Origin of the sequence: Pandoraea bronchicola, from assembly GCF_902459805.1 — a bacterium.
In the GTDB taxonomy this organism is placed as follows: Bacteria; Pseudomonadota; Gammaproteobacteria; order Burkholderiales; family Burkholderiaceae; genus Pandoraea; species Pandoraea bronchicola.
Map to the genome: position 1 here is coordinate 372,610 of NZ_CABPST010000001.1, position 15,863 is coordinate 388,472.

Consider the following 15,863-nt stretch of genomic DNA (forward strand, 5'->3'; position numbering starts at 1 on the left):
CCCGAAGTCCCGCCCGAAGGCGACGCAATGGCGTGGCGAAGCGAAGGGAATGCGGTCCGCAACGTCCTTCGCTCATGCACGCCGTGAAGCGTCATTTAAGCGAACCGGACGAGCGCAGGACACCTGCATAGTCGTGTAGGACGCAGGATGCGGCGGAGAATTTGGGAGCGGGCGTGGGAATCAGCGGGGCAGAGTGCACCAGAAGATCGCGCGATCGGCTCGATCGGCGCGATACCGCGCCTGAAGCTGTCGAACGCGCCCGCAAGGCCCGGCGCGCGTTCGCGGATAACGCTCAGCGCGGCCTGCCGCCGCGTCCGATGTCCTGAATACGAACGACGGCGTTGCCCGCCGCATCGGTCTTTTCGGGAATTTTCCAGGCGTGGCCGTAGACGAGCTCGAAGGTCAGCGCAATCGTGCCATCCTCGCCGCGCTGACGCTCCAGCGCCGCGCGCAAGGCCGCATGGCGCGCCCGTCCTGTGAGTCCGTCGCGACGCTCCGGCAGCGGATTCACGCCAAGCAAACGCACGTCGCGCAACAGCGTGTCCGGCGATTCGAACGTGAGCGTGAGGCGCTCCATGTCCGTGACCGGCGTATCGAAGCCGCTCGCCACCATCATGTCGCCCAGATCGTGCATGTCGGTCGGCTCGAGCACATGCGGCACGTGATCGACTTCCGCCCACGCCGCGCGCAGTTCCCGCAGCGTGTCGGGGCCATATGCCGAGAACATCAGCAAACCGTCCGTGCTCAGCACGCGATGCCACTCAGGAATGACACGATGCGGTTCGCGATACCAGTGAAGGGCGAGATTCGACCACACCAGATCGAACGTGCGCGAGGCGAACGGCAGTGCCGAGAAGTCGGCCTGCACCACGCCGTAGGACGGCGCACTGCGAAGCAGCCGACGCCAGCCGGTCGTCGCGCCTGCCGCAGCCGCCGCCTTTGACATCGCGAACGAGGCGTCGAGCCCCACGCGATAGGCGTCGGGATAGCGCTCGCCCAAGCTCAACAGGTCACCGCCCGTGCCGCATCCGATGTCCAGCACGCGTGTCGGCTTGAGCTTGATGTACTCGAGCCGGCTCGCGAGCCGCGACGCCACCTCCCGCATCAGGAAGTCGGCCTCGTGCCAGTTCGGCGCGCGGCGGTCGAACGCGGTGCGCAAAAAGCGGGCGGAGAACGCTGAGGACGGGGTTTGGGGAGCGGCAGAAGGCTTCATGGGACAGGCGAAAAGGCGAGTCGGCAGTATACTCGTTGCTGTCCAAATGCATCGGGCACCGCCAAGTGGTCCGGCGCAAACCGGCCACCGGTGCGCCTCGGCGGCACCGGTCGCTCAGTCCGCCACGTCACTTCGTCCCTGCTATCGCCTTGCCCATCGTTCGCGCCACTTTCCCCACGCTAGCCAGGCTTGCTGGCGGGCTGCTGCGCCTGGCGTTGCCGGATCACTGCGCGATCTGCCACCGGCGCGCCAAGCGGCAAATCTGCGCAGACTGCGCGCGCACATTCGACGCCGCCCGTGCCGATGCGCCGCTGCGCTGCCGGCAATGTGCCGCCGCATTGCCATCGCTGGCGATTCCGGTGGATGCCACTACGACACTCGATGCCGACGGTGCGACAATTTGCCGCACCCGTTTGCCCGCCGTCTGCGGACGATGCCAGCGGCACCGCCCGGCGTTCGACGAAGCGTTGACGCTCGCAGACTACGTGGCGCCACTCGATACACTGATGATTCGTCTGAAATACCATGGCATCCTGCCGTTCGCTCGCGAATTCGGCGAACGCCTCGGTGACGCACTGACGGCCCGTGGGGACGCCACTGCGCTGCTGGTGCCCGTGCCGCTGGCGCCCTCACGACTCGCGTCGCGTGGCTTCAATCAGGCTTGGGAACTCGCCAGGGTGGCGTCCCGGCGCGCGAACCTGCCCGCCAGCGCTCATGTGCTGCGGCGTGAACGAACGACTGCTGCGCAGCGGCGTCTGTCACGCGAGGCGCGCAGGCGCAATCTGCGCGGCGCGTTCGTCGCGAGCGATCACGTCCGTGGACGCCGCATCGTGCTGATCGACGACGTCATGACCACTGGCGCGACCTGCGACGCCGCAGCCACCGCGCTCAAGGACGCCGGTGCAATACACGTGCTTGCGGCTGTCGTACTGCGTACGCCGTCTTCCCAATAACTCTGCCCCCACGCTCATGTTCAACGTCGTTCTCGTCTCGCCTGAAATCCCGCCGAACACCGGTAACGTGATTCGCCTGTGCGCCAACACAGGCGCACGGCTGCATCTGATCGAACCTCTCGGTTTTCCGTTGGACGACGCGCGTATGCGCCGCGCCGGCCTCGACTATCACGAGTATGCAGAGATGAAGGTTCACCGGGACTGGGAGGCGTTTCTGGCTGCCGAGACACCCGATCCCGCACGGATGTTTGCGCTCACGACGCGCGGTTCGCGGCCCTTTGGCGAATTGTCGTTTGCGCCGGGCGACTGGTTCATCTTCGGATCGGAAACGCGTGGGCTCGCCCCGGAATTGCTGGACACATTCGCCACCACGCAACGCGTACGCCTGCCGATGCGTCCCGGCAACCGCAGCCTCAATCTGTCGAATACGGTTGCCGTGGTGGTCTTCGAAGCGTGGCGTCAGCAGGGTTACGCGCAAGGCGCCTGACTGGGGAATTTCGCTGGATAGCCCGCGAACATCGGTGCGTCGACGCCGACGGACGGCTTACGACATGGGCTCGACGCCCTTGTGACGAGGGTCGGCGACGAAAGGGAGACGCCGCAGCAGCGGAAATACGGAAAAACCGAAAATGCAAAAGCACGGTACACCGGCGATCCCGGGAAGGATCACCGGCCGGCCGTGTGGAGCCTGATGCCGCCGCACAGACGGCGCGGCATGCGGCGACGCGTTAGCCCGCGTCGCCCTCACGTTCAGCGCGAGCGTCGCGCCGCAGCAGGGCTTCCACCGCCGCGCGGGCGGGCAAACCTTCGAACAATGTGGCACAGACGGCGTCGGTAATCGGCATCTCGACGCCATGCGCACGGGCCAGATCACGCACCGCGCGAGCACATCGTACGCCCTCGGCCACATGGCCCAACGACGCAAGCACGTCATCGAGCGACTTGCCCGTCGCCAGTTGCAAACCGACCGTGCGGTTACGCGACAAATCACCGGTCGCCGTCAGGATCAGATCGCCCATGCCCGTCAGCCCCATGAACGTCTCGGGCTTACCGCCCAACGCAACGCCCAGGCGGGTCATTTCCGCCAGACCGCGTGTCACCAGCGCAGCGCGAGCGTTGAGACCCAGACCTAACCCATCGCTCACGCCCGTGGCAATCGCGAGTACGTTTTTCACGGCGCCACCCACTTCGACACCGACCAAGTCGTCACTCGAGTAGATGCGCAATGCGCCGAAGTGACAGGCGGCGATCGTCAACTCGCACAGCGACGCCACCCCGCTGGCAATGGTCAGCGCTGCCGGCAGCCCCTGCGCGACCTCGCGCGCAAAGCTCGGCCCGGAGAGCGAACCACCCGCGACCTGCGGAAGTACCTCGGCAACGATCTGATGTGGCAGCAGCCCGGTGTCAGCCTCGAAACCCTTGCACAGCCAGATCAGATTCTGCGGAGGATGCGCGGCGAGCGCCATATGGCCAGCCAATGCGCGCAAGCCCGCAACGGGCACGGCAGCTACGCACAATGCGTGCTCGCCCGCGCCATGCGCCAGCGCCTTGGCGAAATCGGCTTCGAATCGCAGACGGGGAGACAGCGTCGAACCGGGGAGATAGGCGGAATTCTCGTGGGAGGTGGTCAGTTGCTCCACGAGCGCAGCGTCGCGCGCCCAAAGGACAACGTCATGGCGTGCTGCCATGTGACTCGCCATTGCAGTGCCCCAGGCACCTGCACCGAATACGGCAATCTTCATGAGGGAGGCCTCGACGCAAAAGCCGGCGCAAGGCCGGCCATCGCGTCGGTCAAGCGCAAGCGCTTAGTGGGTCTGGGCGGACGAGCCGTCAGGCATCACGATGCCCGGAGCCGGCGTCTCGCCGTTGGCCGCTTGTTGCTCGGCCAGTTGCGCCAGACGTTGCTCGTAGAGCGCCTGGAAGTTCACTTCGGCCAGATGGATCGGCTGGAAGCCAGCGCGGCTGATGGCATCGGCCACGTTGGCGCGCAGGTACGGGTAGACGATCGTCGGGCAGGCGATACCGATGAGCGGATCGAGCTGCTCGACCGGCACATTACGGATTTCGAAAATACCGGCTTGCTTGCCTTCGACCAGGAACGCGACCTTGTCCTTGATCTTGGCCGTCACCGTGGCGATCACGGCGACTTCGAAGATTTCCTCGGCCAGACGCTCAGCGGCGACGTCCAGTTGCACTTCAACGGTCGGCATCTCCTGCTCGAGGAAGATCGCGGGCGAATTCGGCTGCTCGAGCGACAGATCTTTCAGGTAAGCGCGCTGGATGCTGAAAAACGGCTGATTCTGGTCGGACATTTCGTTTCCTTGGGTATAAGACAGCCGCGCAGGCACGCGGCTGGGCGCACTATTTTGCAGGCGGTATCAGGCCGCTTGCAAGAGCGGCAGGAGGCCACCGGCACGATCGAGTGCCGACAGATCGTCGTAACCGCCAACGTGACGATCGTCGATGTAGATCTGGGGCACCGTACGGCGGCCCGTGCGCGTCATCATTTCCTCGCGGCGGGCAGGTTCCTTGTCGATCAGAATCTTCTCGATGTCCTGAACGCCGCGCTGGCGCAGCAGACGTTCCGCCATCTGGCAATAAGGGCACACTTGCGTGCTGTACATCACGATCTTCGGCATGACTTGCAACTCCTCGATTACTTGACGACCGGCAGGCCGGCTTCCTGCCAGGCAGCGATACCGCCCTGGAGGCTGAATGCCTCAGCATAGCCAAGATTGCGCAGGAGCGTCTGGGCGCGCGCCGAGCGCTGACCGCTCTTGCAAACGATCAGTACCGGCGCTGCCTTGTTTTTGATGACCTGAGCGACTTTTTGCTCCACGTCGTCGAGCGGCACGTTTCGCGCCGACGGCAGGTGGCCGTTGGCAAACTCCTCTCCCGAACGCACGTCGAGCACCACGGCGCCCTTACGGTTAATGAGCTGGGTCGCTTCCATGGTCGACAGTCCGCGACCGCCGCGCTTGAAGACCGGCCAGGCCAGCATGCCGCCTGAAACCAGGGCAATCGCGATCAGCGCGAGGTTGGTGTAATCGGAAAAGAACTTCACAAACCACCTGAAAAAGATCAAAAGAATCCGATCATTATAAAATAATCCGTGATTGCGCCGACGGGTCGTGTTGCCAATCGCTGCGCCGGACATCGGTGGCCACTTCGCTGCGGCCCCGAATGTCCCTGATTTGCTGCCGCAAAGCCCTTGCCGGGCCTTGCTGCGCAAGGCGCTGCGAACCGCCTTCGTCTCGCCGGCTGCCCCCGCTTTCCAACTCTGACTGAAGTTTGCTCATGTACAAGCTCGTTCTCATCCGCCACGGCGAATCGACGTGGAACAAGGAAAATCGCTTCACCGGCTGGGTCGACGTCGACCTGACCGAAAAGGGCGTCGCCGAAGCCAGCCAGGCCGGCAATCTGCTCGCCGAAGCCGGTTTCCAGTTCGATCTCGCCTACACGTCTGTCCTCAAGCGCGCGATCCGCACCCTGTGGCACGTCCAGGACGCCATGGACCAGATGTGGATTCCCGTCGTGCATAGCTGGCGCCTGAATGAGCGTCACTACGGCGCCCTGGCCGGTCTGAACAAGGCCGAGACCGCCGCCAAGTACGGCGACGAACAGGTTCACGTGTGGCGCCGCAGCTACGACACGCCGCCGCCGCCGTTGGCTGCGGACGACGAGCGCAGCTCGTACAACGACCCGCGTTACGCCAAGCTCAAGCGCGAAGAGATTCCGCTCACCGAGTGCCTGAAGGACACCGTGGCGCGCGTATTGCCGCTGTGGAACGAGTCGATCGGCCCGGCCGTGCTCGCCGGCAAGCAGGTGCTCGTCGCCGCGCATGGCAATTCGCTGCGTGCGCTCATCAAGCATCTCGACAACATTTCGGATGACGACATCGCCGGCCTGAACATCCCGAACGGCACGCCGCTCGTGTATGAACTGGACGCCGACCTGAAACCGATTCGTCATTACTATCTGGGCGATCAGGAGAAGATCGCCGGTGCACTGGCCGCCGTGGCAGCCCAAGGCAAATCGAAGTAATCGCCGAGCGTCGCCCGAAGCGATAGCCGGAACCCGGCGCACCGCCCCCAGCGGTGCGCCCCCCTCCCTTCAGCCCCCTCCGTAATACCCCGTAACACGATTTCGGTGGCTTGCGCGCCCCCTCTTTTTCGGTCCTCCATCACCTGCCAGCGTGCGTTCTGCCTGCAAAAGCGGTGGACCAAGGAAGGACGCCCGGCCGGAATCCCGCCACAACAGCACGTTGAACGGAACTTTTTGCAGAACCACTCGGGAAAAGTCCCTGTCGAATGGGCAATGTCCGCCCCGCGGGCAAACGGTTATACTTCGCCAAAGTGCGCGCGCCCATTGGCGGGCGCCCCGAAAAATCCGGAATTTCCACGCCTATATGCGCCAAACCCTCAAACACATCGGCCTGATCGTGCTGGGCCTCGCGACCGGTGCGGCTGCCACCCTCGCGTTCTCGCAGGCTTCCGCACAAAGCGCTACCACGCCGTTGCCGCTCGAACAGCTTCGCCTGCTGGCCGAAGTGTTCGGTCAGATCAAGCGTGAGTATGTGCAGCCGGTTGACGACAAAAAGCTGCTGACGGCAGCGATCAAGGGCATGGTGTCCAGCCTAGATCCGCACTCGTCTTACCTGGACAAGGAAGAATACAAAGAGCTGCAAGAGCAGACGCGCGGCCGCTTCGCGGGTCTCGGCATCGAGATTTCGCAGGAAGACGGCCTCGTGAAGGTGATCTCGCCGATCGAGGACAGCCCGGCCTTCAAGGCGGGTCTGAAGCCTGGCGACCTGATTACCCGCATCGACGACAAGCCTGTGCGCGGCATGACCCTCGACCAGGCGGTCAAGCGCATGCGCGGCGCCCCCGGCAGCAAGGTCACGCTGACGATCTTCCGCAAGTCGGACGAGCGCACGTTCCCGGTGTCGATCGTGCGTGCGGAAATTCGCGTGCAGAGCGTCAAGGGCAAGCTGCTCGAGCCGGGTATCGGTTACGTGCGCATCACCAGCTTCCAGGAACGCACCGTGCCGGATCTGGCCAAGAAGCTGCAGGAACTGGCCAAGGATCAACCGCTCAAGGGTCTGGTGCTCGATCTGCGTAACAACGGCGGCGGCATTCTCCAGTCCGCAGTCGGCGTGTCCGCCGCGTTCCTCAAGGACGGTGCGACGGTCGTGACGACCAACGGTCAGATCGAAGACGCCAAGCAGAAGTACACGGCCACCTTTGACAACTATCGTCTGTCGGCCAGTCCGGAAGATCCGCTCAAGGGCGAAGCGCCCATCTGGAAGACGGTGCCGATGGTGGTGCTGGTGAATGCTTATTCGGCGTCGGCGTCGGAAATCGTGGCCGGGGCGCTGCAGGATTCGAAGCGCGCGCTGATCATGGGCAAGACGACCTTCGGCAAGGGCTCGGTGCAAACCGTGCGTCAACTGTCGCCCGACACCGCGCTGCGTCTGACCACGGCGTACTACTACACGCCGAGCGGCCGCTCGATCCAGTCCATCGGCATCAAGCCGGACGTGCCGGTCGACCAGAATCCGAAGGGTGATCCGGACGACGTGCTGGTCACGCGCGAAATCGATTATCAAAACCATCTGCACAACACGCAAACGCCTGACGAGCAGAAGGAAATCGACGCCCGCGAAGCTCGCCGCCTGGAAGAACTGCGCCGCCTCGAGGAAGAGAACGCGAAGAAGACGCCGGAAGAGCGCAAGAAGGAACGTGAAGAACGCCTGCCGGATCTGGGTAGCGCCGACGACTTCATGCTCCAGCAGGCCATCCGTCAGCTCAAGGGCGAGCCGGTCCAGCGCACGAAGTCGCGTCTGGAAGCCAACGCTGGCCCGATGCCGAAGGACGCTTCGAAGGCCGCGGCACCTGCCGCTGGCGCGAAGTCGGATCCGAAGACCGATACCGTCGTACCGGCCAAGCCGGCGGACAAGAAGTAAGCATCCGCTTTACACTAGCAACCGTGCCCGCGAAAGCCGGCACGGTTTTTTTATTCCTATCCGTTTTGCGATGAACGACGACCAGTTGCTGCGTTACTCCCGCCACATCCTGCTCGACGAACTCGGCATCGAGGGTCAGGAGCGCCTGCTCGCCGCCCATGCCGTGATCGTGGGGGCTGGCGGTCTCGGCTCGCCCGCTGCGCTCTATCTGGCGGCGTCGGGCGTCGGGCGCATCACGCTGATCGACGACGACGACGTTGATCTCACCAACCTGCAACGCCAGATCCTCCACGACACCCAAAGTGTGGGCCGGCCCAAGGTAACCTCTGGACGCGAGCGCATCGCGCAAATCAATCCGGACGTGATCGTCGACGAGGTCAACGAACGCGTCGACGAAGCACGACTCACGGCACTCGCGAGCGACGCCACCGTGGTACTCGACGGCTCGGATAATTTCGCCACGCGTCACGCGGTCAATCGCGCCTGCGTGGCGGCGGGCGTGCCGCTCGTATCCGGCGCCGCCCTGCGCTTCGACGGTCAGATCAGCGTCTTCGACGTGCGTAACGACGCGTCGCCCTGCTATGAGTGCATCTTTCCGGCGGACGAGCCTTTCCCCGAGCAGGCCTGCGCCACGATGGGCGTGCTCGCCCCGCTCGTGGGCATCATCGGCAGCATGCAAGCGGCCGAGGCCATCAAGCTCATCACGGGCGTGGGCGTGCCACTGGTTGGCCGCCTGCAGATGCTCGACGGCCGCAAGATGAGCTGGCACACCATGCACTGCGCTCGCAATCCGGAGTGCAAGGTCTGCGGCCAGCGGCACTGAACGCTGCCAACCGAATACCCGTAAAAAAAGGGGCGCCCCGTTATCGGAGCGCCCCTTTTTCATTCAGGGACATGCCACCTGCCGCCAATCCGTCACGCGACTGCCAGACGCGCCAACGCTGCCTGCATTTCTTCTGGTTCTGTCGCTGCCAGCAGTTCCTGAACCGGCCGCTCGAGATCTGGCAGATGCGCCCGCAATATCTCCTGCTTGACCTGCAGCAGTTGGCTCGGATGCATCGAAAACTCCCGTAGCCCCATGCCAAGCAGCAAACGCGTTGCCGTCGGATCGCCCGCCATTTCACCGCACACCGCCACCGGCACACCAAACGCGTGCGCCTCGCGAATCGTCATCGCGATCAGACGCAGCACGGCCGGGTGCAACGGGTCATAGAGATGCGCGACGGCGTTATCCGCGCGATCGATCGCCAGCGTGTACTGGATCAGGTCGTTCGTGCCGATGGACAGAAAATCGAGTCGCTTCAGGAACATCGAAACCGTGAGCGCTGCGGCCGGCACTTCGATCATCGCGCCCAGCTTCACGCCCGGATCGTAGAGCAGGCCCGCCGCGTCGAGCTGCGACTTCGCTTCACGCACGAGTTCGAGCGTCTGATCGATCTCCTGCGCATGCGCGAGCATGGGGAACAGAATCTGCACCTTGCCGAAGGCCGACGCGCGCAGAATCGCCCGCAATTGCGTCAGGAACATGCGAGGTTCCGACAGGCTCCAGCGAATGGCCCGCAGCCCCAGCGCCGGATTCGGAGCGGTCTCGTAAGATTCGTGACTGTCGAGCGGTTTGTCCGCGCCGACGTCGATGGTCCGAATCGTGAGCGGCAGGCCATGCATCGCCTCGACGGCGCGCTTGTACGCCTCGAACTGCGCCTCTTCCTCCGGCGCTTCCTTCTCGTTCATGAAAAGGAATTCCGTGCGGAACAACCCTACGCCCACGGCACCGGCGGCCACTGCCGTCTTGGCGTCTTCCGGCAACTCGATATTGGCAAGCAAATGGATGGGGGTGCCGTCGATCGTCTGCGCAGGCGAGTGCTTGAGGCGCTGCAAGCGGCGCTCTTCCAGCGCTCGCTCGCTTTGGCGATAGCTGTACTCCTCGAGCACGATCGGCGCCGGATCCACGATGACGATGCCGCTGTCGCCGTCGATGATGATGACGTCGTCCTGCTTGATGAGCAGACTGGCCTGCGCAACGCCGACTGCCGCAGGAATTCCCAGGCTGCGGGCCACGATGGCCGTATGCGACGTCTTGCCGCCGAGATCCGTGACGAAGCCCTTGAACGTCTGCGACTTGAACTGCAGCATGTCGGCCGGCGCGATGTCGCGAGCCACGACGATCATGTCGTCGCGCGGCGTCTCGGCCACCACATGACGGATGCCCGGGGCGCCAGCGAGCGCCTTGAGTACGCGCTCGGTCACCTGTTCGATGTCCGCGCGACGCTCGCGCAGGTATTCGTCGTCAATGTCTTCGAAGCGGGCGACGAGTACGTCAAGCTGCGTGGTCAGCGCCCATTCCGCGTTGTAGCGGCGTTCGCGAATCAGCTTGATGACGGCATCGGCCAGCAACGTATCGTTGAGGATCAGCGTGTGAACGTCCAGGAAGGCGCCCATCTCGCCCGGCGCGTCGTCCGGCAGTTCTGCCTTGAGGGTATCGAGTTCGTGCTGGACGGTCGCCTGAGCGCCGTGAAAGCGCGCGATTTCGTCGTCGATCTGGGAAGGATCGAGCAAATAGTGCGGGACATCGAGCGTGGCGGGCGCGAGCAAATAGGCGCGTCCGATCGCGATGCCGCGCGAGACGGGAATGCCGTGCAGGGTGAAAGACAAGGAAGTCTCCCCAGTTCAGAGGCGGATGATTCGACCGTGATCTATATATTTTTGCTGCGTGCGGGGTAGCGTTTGGGCGGTGGGCAGCGGAGCGGCCAAGGCACAGTCCGCGCAGGGTGGCAGGCCTGCCATGCGCCACCACTCACCGCAACGACGCGTTATTCCCCTTCGCCGAACTTGTTCGCGATGAGGGCCAGGATCTCATCCATGGCTTGTTGCTCGTCGGCGCCTTCGGTCTCCACTTCGACCGTCGAGCCGATCCCGGCGGCCAGCATCATGACGCCCATGATGCTCTTCGCGTTGATACGCCGACCATTCCGGGTCAGCCAGACCTCACTCTGAAATTTCGCCGCCAATTGCGTCAGCTTTGCAGATGCCCGGGCATGCAAGCCCAATTTATTTACGATCGTCGTTTCTTGTCGAAGCATGTTTCAGTGTGACGTAGTGTGTGTGGCCGGCGCACCCGCGCCGACTTCGAGAATACCTTTAGATCCGCCCGAAAGCACCTTCTCCGTCAGTGTGTCGAGCGGCACCGAGCGATAGCACACCGCCTTGATGAGCATCGACAGGTTCACCCCGGCGAGCACCCGCACCTTCGGTCCGACGAGTTGGGCCGCGACATTCGACGGCGTGGCCCCGAACAAGTCGGTGAGGACCAGCACGCCATTCTCTTCATGCAGCTGCGCAAGGCGTTCGCGGGCGGTGTCGACGAGTGCCGCCGTGTCCTGGTCGGGCACGACATCGATCGCGCCGATGTGCGACGGACAACCGCCGTAGATGTGAGAAACACACTCGCGAAGCGCCGAAGCGAGCGGTGCGTGGGCAATAATCAGAATTCCAGCCATGATGCTAGGCACGCCAAGCGCCGCGGGTGTCCGGGATACAAACACAACGACGAACGCGAACCTGTCGATTTTGGGATTCTTATTTTAGCAGGCGCGCAAAAACCCCGAATTTTCATCATGTTAGGGTCTGCCCCAAGCCCTTCGCCAGACGACAGACCCACGCTCCCTCAGACCGCCAGTTCCAGCGCGTCGATAAACATCTTCGGCACGTCGAAACCGGTTTGCGCCGTAATTTCCTGGAAGCACGTCGGACTCGTGACGTTCACTTCCGTGAGGTAATCGCCGATGATGTCGAGCCCCACGAGCAACAGGCCACGTTGCCAGAGAATCGGCGCCAGTGCTTCGGCAATCTGACGATCGCGAGCCGACAGGTCGCGCGCCTCGCCGACACCACCGGCCGCGAGGTTGCCGCGCACTTCGTTACCCTGCGGAATACGCGCCAGCGAATGCGGCACGACCTTGCCGCCGATCACGAGCACTCGCTTGTCGCCGAGCTTGATCTCGGGAATGAAGCGCTGTGCCATCACCGAGCTGGCGCCGTTTTCACCGAGCATCTCGATGACCGAACCGAGGTTGCGGCCGTCCGGACCAATGCGGAACACCCCCGTGCCCCCCATGCCGTCGAGTGGCTTGTAGATCACGTCGTCATGTTCGGCGTGAAAGGCGCGCAGTCGTGCAGCGTCACGTGTGACCAGCGTCGGCACCACAAACTGAGGAAACTCGGCAATAGCGAGCTTTTCGGAGTGATCCCGAATCGCGCTCGGCTTGTTGAATACCCGTGCCCCGGCGCGCTCGGCGACTTCCAACAGCCACGTGGCGTTGATGTATTCCATGTCGAACGGCGGGTCCTTGCGCATGAGCACCGCGTCGAATTCGATGAGCGCCGCCACACGTATCTCGACGACTTCGTACCAGGCATCTGCATCGCCGGTCAGGCGAATTTCCTTCACACGCGCATCGACCGCTGCGCCTTGCCACGCCATTTCCTGCGGCTCGCACGCGAAGATTCGATGCCCGCGACGCGCGGCTTCGCGCATCATCGAGAACGTGGTGTCCTTGTAGGTTTTGAACTGGTCGAGCGGGTCGGCGATAAAGAGAATCTGCATCGATCGGCGGAGGTCTTGGGGGTTCGGATGCACACACCGCAGTCTGCGGCGACAGACGCCTATTCTAGCCGAGGCGCCGTTTTGCCGCTTCGCACCGCCGCGCCATGCGATGCGGACTCTGGCCACCTGAAAACCTCACGGGCGGCCGGGGTTTACGGTCGCGCCCGAACCCCCGAGCCCGAGGAGGAGCGAGGCGTCGCGCACCGGGTCGAGACGGGCGCGCATGAGAGACAGATGCGTCTTGAGCGTCTGCACGCCAATCGCGCAGGCCTCGCGCGTCTGTGAGCGCGACTGCCCTGCGAGCAGACGCATCGCGATCTCGCGTTGCACGGGCGTGAGCGCCGTCCCCCAGAGACGTTGCAACAAACGGATGGCGGGCGGTACCGCAAGGTGCAGCGCAATGCGCACGCGATCGGTCGCCCGGCCCCCCATGCCACACAAATGCGTGGCATGCAGATGCAACGTGCCGCCCGGCACTGCCACCGCCCTGCCGACCTGCACGCCTGGCGCGACGGCGCCTGACGGGTGAAGCGTCAGCTCATCGGCCAGCGACTGACATGCCTGCACGACGACGCATGCTTCGGACCAGGCGCGCCCTGGCATGGGCCGCCAGACCCGGTGCATCAGCGCCAGCGCAGCCGGGTCCGCCCACTCCGGCTGCCGCCGATGCCAGACGAGCGTACCTGCCACGTCGTCTCCGACGGCCCCCGACGCTTCCGGCCAAAGCGTGGGCGCAGAGGGCGCCATGGCCGTCAGCGTCGGGAAATTGGGACGGTCGGGGGCGGTGGTGAATTCTGCCGCAGCCGCCTCAAACGCCGTCACTTCACGCGCACTGAACCTCGGACGCGAATTGCGACGCGACACCAGCAATCGCAGCGCGCCGATGGGCGCGGGAACCGACGATTCGGCTCGCACGTCTGTCTCACCTCCCGCACCTGCCTCACCCGTTGGCCTGGCGGCGGGCAACAGGCAAACGTCGAGCAAGTCGCCGTCAGGAAGGCATCGATCCAATTCAACGGGGCGGCAAAAGGTCGTTGCCAACGCCCCCGGACACCCTCGCGAGCGTCGTGCGTGCCCTCGCAGCAGCTCACCGTGCGAAAGCGAGCGTTGCAACGCCGCCACCGGCGGCATCGCCCAGCCACTGGCGGCGAGCCGCTCGCAAGCCGACGCCGGGGCTTGAGGGGCATACCAGCAGGTGGCGGCGCAGGCTTCGGCCGGATCGCCGGACGCGTGGCACCAGAGCGCCGCCACGCCGTCTGCCGCCAGCCATATTCGCAGCGTCTCCAGCCATAGCGGCAGATAGCCGAGCGTTGGCACCGGCAATTGGTGGATTTGACGAAGGCATGTACGCACATCCCCCTGCATTCCGGTATCCCTCCCAGCGAAGACAATTCCGAGGAAATTTCCTATTCCGCCCGATCACGTATCGACATCCCCCATTCGGGGGATGTCGGACGCGTCAAACGGTCGCATCATCACGCCATTGCTGATGCAAACCGGACGATGGATCGGCACAGTACACCGATCCGAAAGTCGAAAGGGAAGCGCAGGAATCAGTTTGCGGGGGGGCCCGCTCAGGGACGCCCCGATTTCCGGTCGTTGCATGAGGCGACCGGTAAATGTGACGCCCGGCTAGTCGGGGGGCCAGCCGGGCGTCTTTTTCTTTTCGCCTCTCAGGACGAGAGACGACTGAGGCCGCCGCCGCACAAGCGCGGCCTCACATCAAATTCGGAAACTTCTCAAATAGCCGACGAGACCGAAAGACCGCGAGCGGACGTTACTCGCCGCAGCGTGGGTCCCGCGTCGTCAATACGTTTCCGGATCCGGATCGGTACGCTCGAGTTCGAGCGAGGCCGCGAGCAGCGCCAGACGCGCCACCACGCCATACATATAGAACCGGTTCGGCGGCGCCGCACCCGGCTTTGCGTGGACATCGGGCAACGCCGTGTGCTCGAAAGCAAGCGGCACGAAGTGCATGCCCGGCGCATTGAGGTTCTCATCGGTGCCGCGTCCGGTGTGCACCCGGTAGAAGCCGCCGACCACATAGCGATCGATCATGTAGACGACGGGCTCGGCCACGGCTTCGTTGATGCGTTCGAACGTATAGACACCTTCCTGCACGATCACGTCGCGCACTTCGAGACCTTCCTTCACCACGCTCATCTTGGTGCGCTCGCGACGGTTCAGGTTTTTGATCTCGGCAGCGTCGTGCACCATCATCACGCCCATGCCGTATGTCCCGGCATCGGCCTTGATCACGACGAACGGCTTCTCGGTGATGCCGTACTCGCGATACTTCTTGTTGATCTTCTTGAGTACGGCGTCGACCGTATCGGCGAGCTTCTCTTCGCCAACGCGCTCATCGAAATCGATGCCTTCGCACTTCGCAAAGTACGGGTTGAGCATCCATTGATCGACGTCGATCATCTTGGCGAATTTCTTGACGATGTCGTCATACGCCGAGAAGTGCTGGCTCTTGCGGCGCACGGCCCAACCCGCATGCAACGGCGGCAGGAGGTACTGTTCGTGCAGGCCTTCGAGGATCGGTGGAATGCCGGCCGAGAGGTCGTTATTGAGCAGGATCGAGCAGGGGTCGAAGTTCTTGAGCCCCAGCCGGCGCGGCGAACGCTCGAGCGGCTCGATCACGACGTGCTGGCCGTCGGGCAGTTCGATGGTCGTGGGCTCGGTGATGTCGTCCGACAGACTGCCCAGGCGCACATGCAGCCCTGCGTGGCGCATGATTGTCGACAGACGGGCAAGGTTCTGTAGATAGAACGTATTGCGCGTGTGCCGCTCGGGAATCAGCAGCAAGTTCTTGGCGTCGGGGCAAATCTTCTCGATGGCGGCCATGGCAGCCTGCACGGCGAGCGGCAGGACTTCGGGCGCCAGATTATTGAAGCCGCCGGGGAAGAGATTGGTATCGACAGGCGCGAGCTTGAAGCCGGCATTTCGCAGGTCGACCGAACAGTAGAACGGCGGCGTGTGTTCCTGCCACTCTAGCCGGAACCAGCGCTCGATGGCGGGCGTCGCATCGAGGATTTTCTTTTCCAGGTCGAGCAGAGGGCCTTTCAGGGCCGTGACGAGATGCGGAACCATGCTTCTCTCATATCCAGATGGAATATCGATTGT

The 15,863-nt window shown here is 63.7% G+C and carries 16 protein-coding genes; 5 read left to right on the forward strand and 11 right to left on the reverse strand.

Annotated elements, in window-relative coordinates:
- Window positions 1-292: 292 nt before the first annotated feature.
- Window positions 293-1,213 carry a methyltransferase domain-containing protein gene (locus tag PBR20603_RS01665; protein ID WP_150557807.1) on the reverse strand — a complete coding sequence of 307 codons (921 nt, stop codon included), beginning with the start codon at window positions 1,211-1,213 and terminating at the stop codon, window positions 293-295.
- 149 nt (window positions 1,214-1,362) lie between these two features.
- Here PBR20603_RS01665 and PBR20603_RS01670 point away from each other — a divergent pair, with 149 nt between their 5' ends.
- The gene (locus PBR20603_RS01670; protein WP_150557808.1) at window positions 1,363-2,166 is read left to right on the forward strand and encodes a ComF family protein; all 804 of its coding nucleotides are present in this window, start codon (window positions 1,363-1,365) and stop codon (window positions 2,164-2,166) included.
- 16 nt (window positions 2,167-2,182) lie between these two features.
- Entirely contained in the window at window positions 2,183-2,653 is a 471-nt protein-coding gene (gene trmL, locus PBR20603_RS01675; protein ID WP_150557809.1) for a tRNA (uridine(34)/cytosine(34)/5-carboxymethylaminomethyluridine(34)-2'-O)-methyltransferase TrmL, read from the forward strand.
- A 241-nt stretch (window positions 2,654-2,894) separates the two neighbouring features.
- Here trmL and PBR20603_RS01680 read toward each other — a convergent pair whose 3' ends face one another.
- The 4 genes from PBR20603_RS01680 to PBR20603_RS01695 all read right to left on the reverse strand — a co-directional run bounded on the left by PBR20603_RS01680 (window position 2,895) and on the right by PBR20603_RS01695 (window position 5,230).
- The gene (locus tag PBR20603_RS01680) at window positions 2,895-3,908 is read right to left on the reverse strand and encodes an NAD(P)H-dependent glycerol-3-phosphate dehydrogenase (RefSeq protein WP_150557810.1); all 1,014 of its coding nucleotides are present in this window, start codon (window positions 3,906-3,908) and stop codon (window positions 2,895-2,897) included.
- A gap of 63 nt (window positions 3,909-3,971) precedes the next feature.
- Window positions 3,972-4,478 carry a protein-export chaperone SecB gene (gene secB, locus PBR20603_RS01685; protein WP_010804753.1) on the reverse strand — a complete coding sequence of 169 codons (507 nt, stop codon included), beginning with the start codon at window positions 4,476-4,478 and terminating at the stop codon, window positions 3,972-3,974.
- Between the two features lie 66 nt (window positions 4,479-4,544).
- Window positions 4,545-4,805 carry a glutaredoxin 3 gene (gene grxC, locus PBR20603_RS01690; protein ID WP_150557811.1) on the reverse strand — a complete coding sequence of 87 codons (261 nt, stop codon included), beginning with the start codon at window positions 4,803-4,805 and terminating at the stop codon, window positions 4,545-4,547.
- 17 nt (window positions 4,806-4,822) lie between these two features.
- The gene (locus PBR20603_RS01695; protein ID WP_150558286.1) at window positions 4,823-5,230 is read right to left on the reverse strand and encodes a rhodanese-like domain-containing protein; all 408 of its coding nucleotides are present in this window, start codon (window positions 5,228-5,230) and stop codon (window positions 4,823-4,825) included.
- Window positions 5,231-5,463: 233 nt separating this feature from the next.
- On the opposite strand from PBR20603_RS01695, the gene gpmA reads away from it, so the two are divergent.
- From gpmA to PBR20603_RS01710, 3 genes are all read left to right on the forward strand, one after another.
- Window positions 5,464-6,210 (forward strand): 2,3-diphosphoglycerate-dependent phosphoglycerate mutase, encoded by a 747-nt coding sequence (gene gpmA, locus PBR20603_RS01700; protein ID WP_150557812.1) that lies wholly within the window; start codon window positions 5,464-5,466, stop codon window positions 6,208-6,210.
- Between the two features lie 364 nt (window positions 6,211-6,574).
- Entirely contained in the window at window positions 6,575-8,131 is a 1,557-nt protein-coding gene (locus PBR20603_RS01705) for a S41 family peptidase (protein ID WP_150557813.1), read from the forward strand.
- A gap of 70 nt (window positions 8,132-8,201) precedes the next feature.
- Window positions 8,202-8,954, forward strand: coding sequence for a HesA/MoeB/ThiF family protein (locus tag PBR20603_RS01710; protein ID WP_150557814.1), 753 nt, complete (start codon window positions 8,202-8,204; stop codon window positions 8,952-8,954).
- 92 nt (window positions 8,955-9,046) lie between these two features.
- Here PBR20603_RS01710 and ptsP read toward each other — a convergent pair whose 3' ends face one another.
- The 6 genes from ptsP to gshA all read right to left on the reverse strand — a co-directional run bounded on the left by ptsP (window position 9,047) and on the right by gshA (window position 15,830).
- On the reverse strand, window positions 9,047-10,783 hold the full coding sequence (gene ptsP / locus PBR20603_RS01715) for a phosphoenolpyruvate--protein phosphotransferase (RefSeq protein WP_150557815.1): 1,737 nt from the start codon (window positions 10,781-10,783) through the stop codon (window positions 9,047-9,049).
- 158 nt (window positions 10,784-10,941) lie between these two features.
- Window positions 10,942-11,211, reverse strand: a complete 270-nt coding sequence (locus tag PBR20603_RS01720) for an HPr family phosphocarrier protein (protein ID WP_010804746.1) — start codon at window positions 11,209-11,211, stop codon at window positions 10,942-10,944.
- Between the two features lie 3 nt (window positions 11,212-11,214).
- Window positions 11,215-11,628, reverse strand: coding sequence for a PTS sugar transporter subunit IIA (locus PBR20603_RS01725; RefSeq protein WP_150557816.1), 414 nt, complete (start codon window positions 11,626-11,628; stop codon window positions 11,215-11,217).
- Between the two features lie 167 nt (window positions 11,629-11,795).
- Window positions 11,796-12,734, reverse strand: coding sequence for a glutathione synthase (gene gshB, locus PBR20603_RS01730; protein WP_150557817.1), 939 nt, complete (start codon window positions 12,732-12,734; stop codon window positions 11,796-11,798).
- A gap of 135 nt (window positions 12,735-12,869) precedes the next feature.
- Window positions 12,870-14,087, reverse strand: a complete 1,218-nt coding sequence (locus PBR20603_RS01735; RefSeq protein ID WP_150557818.1) for a helix-turn-helix transcriptional regulator — start codon at window positions 14,085-14,087, stop codon at window positions 12,870-12,872.
- A 453-nt stretch (window positions 14,088-14,540) separates the two neighbouring features.
- Window positions 14,541-15,830, reverse strand: a complete 1,290-nt coding sequence (gene gshA, locus PBR20603_RS01740) for a glutamate--cysteine ligase (RefSeq protein ID WP_150557819.1) — start codon at window positions 15,828-15,830, stop codon at window positions 14,541-14,543.
- Between the last annotated feature and the right edge of the window lie 33 nt (window positions 15,831-15,863).

Coding starts and splice junctions, on each gene's coding strand:
- PBR20603_RS01665 (WP_150557807.1), bottom strand. CDS start 1,213: ATGAAGCCTTCTGCCGCTCCCCAAACCCCGTCCTCAGCGTTCTCCGCC.
- trmL (WP_150557809.1), top strand. CDS start 2,183: ATGTTCAACGTCGTTCTCGTCTCGCCTGAAATCCCGCCGAACACCGGT.
- PBR20603_RS01680 (WP_150557810.1), bottom strand. CDS start 3,908: ATGAAGATTGCCGTATTCGGTGCAGGTGCCTGGGGCACTGCAATGGCG.
- secB (WP_010804753.1), bottom strand. CDS start 4,478: ATGTCCGACCAGAATCAGCCGTTTTTCAGCATCCAGCGCGCTTACCTG.
- grxC (WP_150557811.1), bottom strand. CDS start 4,805: ATGCCGAAGATCGTGATGTACAGCACGCAAGTGTGCCCTTATTGCCAG.
- gpmA (WP_150557812.1), top strand. CDS start 5,464: ATGTACAAGCTCGTTCTCATCCGCCACGGCGAATCGACGTGGAACAAG.
- PBR20603_RS01705 (WP_150557813.1), top strand. CDS start 6,575: ATGCGCCAAACCCTCAAACACATCGGCCTGATCGTGCTGGGCCTCGCG.
- PBR20603_RS01710 (WP_150557814.1), top strand. CDS start 8,202: ATGAACGACGACCAGTTGCTGCGTTACTCCCGCCACATCCTGCTCGAC.
- PBR20603_RS01720 (WP_010804746.1), bottom strand. CDS start 11,211: ATGCTTCGACAAGAAACGACGATCGTAAATAAATTGGGCTTGCATGCC.
- PBR20603_RS01725 (WP_150557816.1), bottom strand. CDS start 11,628: ATGGCTGGAATTCTGATTATTGCCCACGCACCGCTCGCTTCGGCGCTT.
- gshB (WP_150557817.1), bottom strand. CDS start 12,734: ATGCAGATTCTCTTTATCGCCGACCCGCTCGACCAGTTCAAAACCTAC.
- gshA (WP_150557819.1), bottom strand. CDS start 15,830: ATGGTTCCGCATCTCGTCACGGCCCTGAAAGGCCCTCTGCTCGACCTG.